The organism is Mycobacterium sp., from assembly GCF_035314665.1.
Classification (GTDB): Bacteria; Actinomycetota; Actinomycetes; order Mycobacteriales; family Mycobacteriaceae; genus Mycobacterium.
Genome location: NZ_DATFZD010000170.1, coordinates 1 through 8,593 on the forward strand (window position 1 = coordinate 1; position 8,593 = coordinate 8,593).

Annotated in this window: 8 protein-coding genes; 6 read left to right on the forward strand and 2 right to left on the reverse strand. The window is 64.8% G+C overall.

From position 1 onward, the window contains the following. Positions 1-157: 157 nt before the first annotated feature. The 6 genes from VKI00_RS13625 (at position 158) to VKI00_RS13650 (ending at position 6,993) form a co-directional block, all read left to right on the forward strand. Positions 158-703: a carboxymuconolactone decarboxylase family protein gene (locus VKI00_RS13625; RefSeq protein ID WP_324438149.1), complete on the forward strand. Its 546-nt coding sequence runs from the start codon at positions 158-160 to the stop codon at positions 701-703. After that, positions 703-1,689: a cyclase family protein gene (locus tag VKI00_RS13630; RefSeq protein ID WP_324438151.1), complete on the forward strand. Its 987-nt coding sequence runs from the start codon at positions 703-705 to the stop codon at positions 1,687-1,689. Before VKI00_RS13625 ends, VKI00_RS13630 begins: the two co-directional genes overlap by 1 nt. Before the next feature lie 491 nt (positions 1,690-2,180). Next, the gene (locus tag VKI00_RS13635) at positions 2,181-3,398 is read left to right on the forward strand and encodes a site-specific integrase (RefSeq protein ID WP_324438153.1); all 1,218 of its coding nucleotides are present in this window, start codon (positions 2,181-2,183) and stop codon (positions 3,396-3,398) included. Next, entirely contained in the window at positions 3,395-5,887 is a 2,493-nt protein-coding gene (locus tag VKI00_RS13640) for a tyrosine-type recombinase/integrase (protein ID WP_324438155.1), read from the forward strand. Before VKI00_RS13635 ends, VKI00_RS13640 begins: the two co-directional genes overlap by 4 nt. Then, positions 5,884-6,432: a DUF6262 family protein gene (locus VKI00_RS13645; RefSeq protein WP_324438157.1), complete on the forward strand. Its 549-nt coding sequence runs from the start codon at positions 5,884-5,886 to the stop codon at positions 6,430-6,432. Before VKI00_RS13640 ends, VKI00_RS13645 begins: the two co-directional genes overlap by 4 nt. Before the next feature lie 318 nt (positions 6,433-6,750). Next, positions 6,751-6,993 (forward strand): hypothetical protein, encoded by a 243-nt coding sequence (locus VKI00_RS13650; protein WP_324438159.1) that lies wholly within the window; start codon positions 6,751-6,753, stop codon positions 6,991-6,993. 131 nt (positions 6,994-7,124) lie between these two features. Here the strand turns inward: VKI00_RS13650 and VKI00_RS13655 are convergent, their stop codons facing one another. Continuing rightward, positions 7,125-7,970 (reverse strand): lysophospholipase, encoded by an 846-nt coding sequence (locus tag VKI00_RS13655; RefSeq protein ID WP_324438161.1) that lies wholly within the window; start codon positions 7,968-7,970, stop codon positions 7,125-7,127. Then, on the reverse strand, positions 7,967-8,593 hold a 627-nt coding region (locus VKI00_RS13660), incomplete at its 5' end, for a WS/DGAT domain-containing protein (RefSeq protein ID WP_324438163.1). The genes VKI00_RS13655 and VKI00_RS13660, both read right to left, overlap by 4 nt.

Sequence of the window (8,593 nt, forward strand, 5' to 3'; positions counted from 1 at the left end):
AACCTGTTGTCTGCCGCACCGCCAGCCGAAGCCTGACCAATGCAACACCACTGGCCGACAGCAACACGTCGCGTCGCATACGCGGCCTACCGCACGCGTCGCCTCAACCACGGTCATCGAACAGATGGCTCCACCCGAATCCGAAAGGAGATTTGCGATGACAGTTTTCCCGTACCCGCAGCTGGACGGCGAGAAAGAGTCGGAATACCAGGTCTTCCCGATCAACTTGACGCGAATGATGCTCCATACGGAGGGGCTCACCCTGCCGTATCTGAAATATGCGTTGAGTTTTCGAAACGCGAAGATCCAGCCACTGGTGCGCGAGCGAGTGATCGTCAGGGTCGGTGCGGTCACTGGTTGCGAATACCAACTGGTCCAGCACAAAACGGAAGCGCTGCGTACCGGAACGAGCCAGGAGCTGCTGGCGGACCTGGTCAATCCGGAGCATCGGGAGTTTGACGATCCGTCGCTGACGGCGCTGGTCAAGTATGTCGACTCGCTAGTCAAGAATATCGGAGCTCGACAAGACACCCTTGACGCGGTGCGGAAGTACTTCCCCGACAACGAAGTAGCCGAGATCACCTTGCTGGCGGGCACCTACGTCCTGTGCGCCGCATTCCTCAAATCGCTTCATGTGCCGCTGGATGAAGGCCCCGTCGATTGGGCCACGGCTGACGCCAACCTGCGGCAGGTGCGACTCTGATGACGCACCAGGACGACCTCTCCATTCTGGAGGACTACATCCAGCGATGCTCGAACTGGGGCAGGTGGGGTCCGCATGACCAGCTGGGCACGGTCAACCTCATCACCCAGGAAAAGGTCCGCGAAGCGGCAGCGCTGGTGAAAATCGGCAAGACCATCTCGTTGACCATGCCCTACGACGCGCACGGCCCGCAGAACGGTTACCTCGGTCGGACCAATCCCCATCTGTACCAACTCACGTCGGGACCGGGATACCTCGTCGGCGAGCAAGACAGCGTGGAAACGCAAACCCTGACCATGTTGAGAAAATCCAGCGGGCAACCCACTGCCGGCTACTACGACGATGTCCTTGTGATGCCCACACAATCGGGCACCCAGTGGGACGCACTATGCCACTTTTTCTGGCGGGGCCAGATGTACAACGGGTTTTCTGCTGCCGATGCCGGAACAGGGGGCAGTCGTGCCAACGGTGTGCAGAACTACACCGGCAAAATCGTCACCCGCGGCGTGTTCGTCGACCTCGCCGCACACCGGGGCGTGGATGCACTTGAACCGGGCTACGCCATCACCGCCGATGACCTCGACGAGTGCCTCGCGGCCAAAAACCTCGAAATTCGCCCCGGCGACGCGCTGATCATCCGCACCGGGTTCATGGGTGTGCGGCGCGGGAACTGGGGAGACTACGCCGGTGGACCGTCACCGGGGCTGTCGCTGCACACCGCTAAGTGGATCCGCGACAAAGACATCGCCGCCATCGCCACCGACACCTGGGGAATTGAGGTGCTGCCCAACGAGATCGACTGCTGGCAGCCACTGCACGTGGTCTCCCTCGTCCACACCGGGCTAGCCTTCGGCGAAATGTTCGACCTCGACGCACTCTCCGACGACAGCAAAACCGACGGGATCTACGAGTTCATGTTTTCAGCGTCACCCCTGCCCCTGACCGGCGCGTCCGGGAGTCCGGTCTCGGCGCTAGCGATCAAGTGAATCGACAAAAAGCTGCGAGAGGCCACCTAGCGTGTCGTCCCGCGGTTTCCGTCGCAAACAAAACAAGCCAGGAGGAAGGAACCATGACGACTGCCCACAGCGACGTGCTCATCGCAGGCGAAAGCCCCACCGGGCTCTAACCGGCCTGCAACCTGGCCCGACGTGGCATCGAATTGCGCACCGTCGACAAGAGCCGCGCCCGCCGGAGGTGTTTGACGATCTCGGCGTGATCACCGAAGTAAGCGATCACACACATGATGGTCGCTAACCACGACCGCGGGTGCCCACGATGCTGCATTCACTGTTCGAAACCAACGACGCTAAACCTGCTGCAGCGCAGCATGATCGGAGGCCGGGTCGGTCATCACCGACTGGAAGCAGGAATACAACCACCACCGGCGTTTTCTGGGGTTGGCTGGACTGTTGTGTGACGTTGCGTAGCTCGGCGACACGGGCCGGTTCTGCAACAGATCTCCTGGGGTGTGGTGCTCGTGGCTGGTAGTGGTAAAGCTGGCCTGCTGCGAGAGGAGATCGGGGTGCGGGCGTTTCTAGTGAAGTTGCCGTCGGGGGCGCGTTATTGGACGGTGCTCGATGAGGATCTGGCGGTGGTGGCCGAAGCGGATGCGTTCTTACGGCATGTCCGATTCGGCCGTGACTGCTCGGAGCTGACTACCAGGTCGTATGCGGGTGGCATCGCGTTGTTCCTGCGCTGGTGCGCTCGTACCGGCCGGCACTGGCATGACGGCGTGGCGGCGCTGGGGTTGTTCATCACCTGGCTGCGCCACGCCGGGCCACAGGCCAGTGGTGTCGATCGCCTGGTGGGTGGGCAGGTGCTGGCGGGTCCGGGTGCGGAACCGGTACGTGAGGCTCGACGGATCAACGGTGTGCTGACCGCGGTGCGGGGGTTCGTCTCCCACGCAGTGACTTCCGGGCAGGCGCCGAGCGAGCTGATGGGGTTGATCTATGAGCTGGCCGATGAGAGTGACCTGCCGGCGCAGGCTCGCGGTGAGGAGCACCGAATGGCTTGGCGGATGCGGGCGCGGCATCGGTTGCACGAGCCGGAGGCGACGGTGGACCGAGCCAGCGATGCCGAGATCGTGGCGTTGGTGCGGGCTTGTCGGTCGGCGCGGGATCGGCTGATCGTGTTGTTGATGGCTCGTGCCGGGCTGCGCCGCGGCGAATTGTGTGGGTTGCGGCGTTCGGATGTTCACCTGCTGGCCGACTCGCGTGTGCTGGGCTGCGTGTTTCCGCGGGCTCACCTGCATGTTGTGCGTCGTGACAATCCGAACGGGGCGTGGGCCAAATCCCGCCGCCAGCGGGTGGTGCCGCTGGATTTCCTGGTGGTGCAGGTGTTCGACGGCTACGAGTTCGAGCGGCTGGCTGTGCCGCGGGCGGGTGAGTCGGATTTCTTGCTGGTCAACCTGTTTCGGGAACCTATCGGGGCGCCGATGCGCCCGGACGCGATCAACGAGGTCATCACCGCGTGCTCGCGGCGGGCCGGGATTGAGCATGTCACGCCGCATCGGCTGCGCCATGCGTTCGGCAGCAATCTGGCTGATGCGGGCAGCGGTCTGGATGAGATCGCCACTTTGATGGGTCACGCGTCGATGAGTTCGTCGCAGGTCTACCTGCACCCTGACCCGGGCCGGCTGCGTGAGGCCGTCGATCGGGTTCACAGCCCGCGTGAGTTGGCCGGGACCGACCGGTGAGCGTTGCGCAGGCGCTGGCACCGGTACCAGGCGCCCCTGCCGGGGAGCATGTGTTCGCCGGCGGGCGGATCGACCACCACGTCGGCCGGATCACTGCCGTGGTCGACCCGGCCTTCCTCGCCGAGGCCGGCTGGGATCCTGCCCGGCAGATCCTGGTGTTCGCACCGGAACATCCGCTGCTGGGGCGCCGAATCTGCCGCGCCGAGGGCTGCTGGACGACCGCGACCGCGGCGTCGGGAATCTGCGGTCCGTGCCGGAAACGGCTCATCGAGAACGGGCTCGATGAGCCTGAGGTCGCCGCACTGCCGCCTCGGGAACGGCGCAGTCAGCGCCGCGGTCCGGAATCCTGCCGAGTGCAAGGTTGCGCGCGGGAATGGCTGTCGCTGCGGTCGGGGTTGTGCTCGGCGCATGCCGAACAAAAGCGCCGCATGCCGGGAGTCGGATTCTCAGCGTTTCTCACGCATCAGACGGTGAAACCGCTTCCGCTGCTGCCTGATTGCTCGGTCGACGCCTGCGTCCGGCAGCGGCGCCATCCCGCTGGGCTCTACTGCCATGCCCACCAGCAACGGCTGCGCAGCCTCCGGAAACAGGACCCGGGTCTCGACGAATCGTGTTGGCAGGCTATCGAATCGGCGATAGGGCGCGGCGGTGAGGTGAGCCTGCGTGGTTTGAGTCCGTTGGTGGTGGCGCAGCTGCTGGCGGGGTTGCAGCAGCGCTGCCGGATCAACGCGGTCAAGACCAGTGATGCGGTGCTACGGTTGCTGGTCAACGACATCCGCGCCCAGCGGGTGGCCTCGCTGGCTGACTACACCATCGGCGACGACCGCGATCTGGAATTCACCGGCCTGGCCAACTGCCTGACAGGACACGCTCGCCGCGTGTTGTCGACCCCGGAAACCGAAGTCACCCAGGATGAATGGGATCTGGCGGTGTTCGGGCACAACGGCACGCTGTCGTTCACCGCCATCACCCAGACCTGGCTGCGAGAGGCGGCCAAACGGTGGGCCGCCGACGACCTACCTAAGCGACGTGTCCGGTCAGGGCGGCGCACCAGCGCCGGCCTGGCGGTGCGCCACTACATCGGCTGCTTAGCACGGCTGTCAGAGTCGTTGCGGATGCGTGAGGACCGCGGTGAACACCCACAAGCGTTGGGCCGCAATGACATGGAGGCGTTCCTGCACCGGTTGACCTACCTTGAATCGGGCGGGCAGATCAGCGGCGATGCCCGGATCCGGGCCTGCCGTGAGGTTCGCGCCGTGCTCACCCGCATCCGGGCGACGGGGCTGACCCGCCCCGGCGGGATCGCGGCGGGTCTCGGCGAGGACTTCGCCATCGGGCAGTCGGACGTGCCCGCCGAACCCGAACCAGGAGAACCGAACCGGGACCTGCCACCGGAAATCATGCAGCAACTGTGCGCACACCTGGATCGACTGACCTCACCGCAGATGCGCACCGCCGTCGAGCTGGCCATGGACACCGGTCGACGCCCCGAAGAGATCTGTGCGCTGGACTTCGACTGCCTGACCCGCGACGACGACGGACTACCCGTGCTGATCTATGACAACCACAAGGCCAACCGGCCCGCGCGGCGCTTGCCGATCAGCGAGCAGACCGCCGCAGTCGTCATCGCCCAGCAGCAACGAGTCCGGGCCCGCTACCCACACACCGAGGTCGGTGAGCTGAAACTGTTGCCCACCGATCGGCGTAATCCCGGTGGCCGCCGTGCGATCACCGCGTTTTCTCTCGCGTTCGCCCATCGCAGCTGGGTCGACCGAATGCCGTTGCTGCACAACGCCGACGGCATCGAATACGACAAGAGCAAGATCGTCCTCTACGCCTACCGGCACAGTTACGCCCAACGCCACGCCGACGCTGGTGTTCCCGTCGAGGTGCTGCGCGAGCTGATGTCGCACCGCAAACTCGAAACCACCAGCGGCTACTACCGAGTCGGCGAAACCCGCCGCCGCGAAGCCGTCGACCGCGTCACCGCGATGCAGTTCGACCGCCACGGTAACCGCATCTGGCGACAAGCCCAAGCGTTGCTGGACTCCGAACACGCCCGCCGCGCTGTCGGTGAGGTCGCCGTCCCGTTCGGCGTCTGCGCTGAACCGTCCAACGTCAAAGCCGGCGGCGGCGCCTGCCCGTTCGGGTTCCGCTGCGCCGGCTGCGACCACTTCCGCACCGACGTCTCCTACCTGCCCGACCTGCACGCCTACCTCGACGACCTGCTGCGCACCCGCGAACGCCTACTCGCCACCACCGAACTCGATCAATGGGCACGCGCCGAAGCGATGCCATCGAACGAAGAGATCCGCCGCATCCGCCGCCTGATCGACCAGATCAGCCACGGCCTCGACGAACTCGAACCCGAACAACGACAACAACTTCAACAAGCCGTCACCATTGCACGCCAACACCGCAGCGTCACGCTCGGCATGCCCCGCACCCGCCACACCCTGCCCGACCTACGCCCGGAAAGAACCACATGACCACCAACACAGCCGCCGTCGACGCGATGATCCAGGGACGTCGAGCCGACTCCACCCGCCGCCGCCAACGTGTCCTCAGCGCGCTCGACAACGCCATCAACAATGGCGCGGAACTCAGCGTCACCGACATCGCTCGTCGCGCCGGAGTCGACCGCACCTTCCTTTACCGCCACCGCGACCTACTCGAACGCATCCACGCCGCCGAAACCGAGCCACCCGACAAACCAGACATAGGACCCTCCGTCACCCGCGCCTCACTTCAAGCCGACCTGTTCGCCGCCCAGCAACGCTGCGCCCGCATGGCCGCACGCACCCAACAACTCGAGACACGACTATCCGAACTGCTCGGCGAACAAGCCTGGCGCGCAACCGGACTCGGCGCACCCACCGACATCGACCAGCTTCAACAACGCGTCGTATCGCTCGAACAGCAAGTCGTCGACCAGCGGCTACAACTTGAAGAACGAGACCAGGACCTCGCCGCCGCCCGCGCCGCGAACCGCGAACTGATAACAGGACTCAATTCGTCCCGGCCAACCGGATAACACACCCGACGAAACGCTTGCACAACACCTGTCGCGCACGATAACTTCAACGAACAGCCGCGGGACCTGCACAAATGCGGGAGATTTGCACCAGCTTCAGGCCAGACCCCCAGAGAACCGCCGCCACTCCGCCCTGGGCTACCAACCCCCAGCCCGCTACGCTGCCACCTGTACCCACCAACGAACAACTCTCGTTCGCCGTAGATCTGTGCCCGCCGTGCCGCTCATCACCGCGGCACCAACACTGACCGCACCAGACGAGCCGATCATTTCCAACTGAACCAACCACACGACCGAAACTGCGCAGACGCTTGGGGCGTGTGGGACCGTCTCATGTTTGGTGGATCCGGCCTGACGGCCCAATCAGCCGCCGAGACAGGCGGTTCGGGATTCAGCAATTATTCACGCATTCACGACTTAGGCGACGTGTCACTGCCGGCCGAGGACGACGCAGTATCTGTCTTCGGGGCTGATGAAGTGGTCGAGGTCGGCGGCGTCGTCACCGATGTCGAGTTGAACCCAATTGACCGTTCCGGTGAAGTGGTTGTTCTTGGGGGCTAATCGGGGGTGACAGGGGTGCCGCTGTCGTTACTGATGTCCACGGTTTCGTCGGAAGCGAACACGATCCCGACTGTGTGTTAGGGAGTTAGTTGGCGAATTCCGTAATTCGTTGGCGAGAGTCTAACCGGCCGCTACGTGCGAGCCTCGAGCCAGTCCACGAGGTCGCCAAGGACGATGTCGCGCTCCGGCTCGTTGAAGACCTCGTGATAGAGACCGTCGTAGAGCTTGAGCGTCACGTCCTTCGACGACGCCTTCTCGGCAAGCAGTTTCGACCCCGAAACCGCAGCTCCCTTGTCGTCACTGCCATGCATGATCAGGATCGGAAGATCGATCTCAGTCAGTCGGGCCCTCACCTTCTCAGCGGTAGCGATGGTTTCGGCACCCGTGCGCGCCTTGATCCGGCCGTGATAATTCAGCGGGTCGCTGTCGTAGTCGGCAACCACCTGCGCGTCGCGGCTGACCATTGTCGAGTCCAACGGGGTGACAGCCAGGTTCGGAACAAACTTGGACAGCACCTTCGCGAGCAGCCGCTCGGGCCCGGAAACGATCGAGATGTCGATCGCCGCCGCGGAAACGGCGACCCCGGTCAGCGCGTACCGGCTGCCGGTCGACGTCTTGGTCACATAGTCGAGGGTGAGCAACCCACCCATGCTGTGACCGACCAGGAACACCGGTAGACCGGGGTGCTGCGCCGCGGCGATCCGGACCACGCGGTCGATGTCGGCGACGACCTCGGACATCCGGTTGACGTTGGCCCGCGGTCCTTCCGACTTCCCGTGCCCGAAGTGGTCCACCGCGTAGGAGGCATAACCGGCAGACACCAGCCGCTGCGCGACGTGTAGGTAGCGCCCGCTGTGCTCGGCGTAGCCGTGGACCAGCACGACGACGCCGGCGGGGTCGCCGTCGGGCAGCCAACCCTGCCAGTAGATCTGCTTGCCCGCCGCGCCGATGAACCGGCCTTCGACATGGACGGTCACTGTTTTTCTCCCGCCACACGGCCCACCTGAAGCACCTCGTCCAGTCCCTCGGCGAAGCAGCGCATCAGCACATCGTGGTCGTTGACCGCCGAGCCGTCGATATTGAACCCCAGGCAGCAGGTCCCGACGTGGGAGACCATCGCGACCGCGACCGCGACCCCGGGCAGCGGGCCCAACGGGTACATCCGTTCGACCTTGGCCCCGGCGATGTAGGTCTGGTACGGCGAGCCGGGAACGTTCGACGCGATCATGTCCACCGACGCACCGAGTCGGTGCATGGCGGCCCCGACCGCCGAAGGCAGCCGATTGACGACCGGTGCCAGCAAGGCGACCGAGTCCAGCGCGGGCTCGGTGCGCACCGACAGCACCAGACCCCGGATTACGGCGATGCGTTCAGCGGGATCTTCGATCCCGACGGGCGCGGCGAACAGTGCCCCGGCGAACTTGTTGCCGCCCATCGGGTCATCGCTCTTGCGCAGCGACACCGGCATCCCCATCGGCAGGGTGTCGATCTGGATGCCGTGCAGGTCGTGGTAGCGGCGCATGCCGCCGAGCAGCGCGGCGACGAAGGCATCGTTCACCGAGCCGCCCGCGGCCCTGGCCGCAGCCTTGAGTTCGTTCAG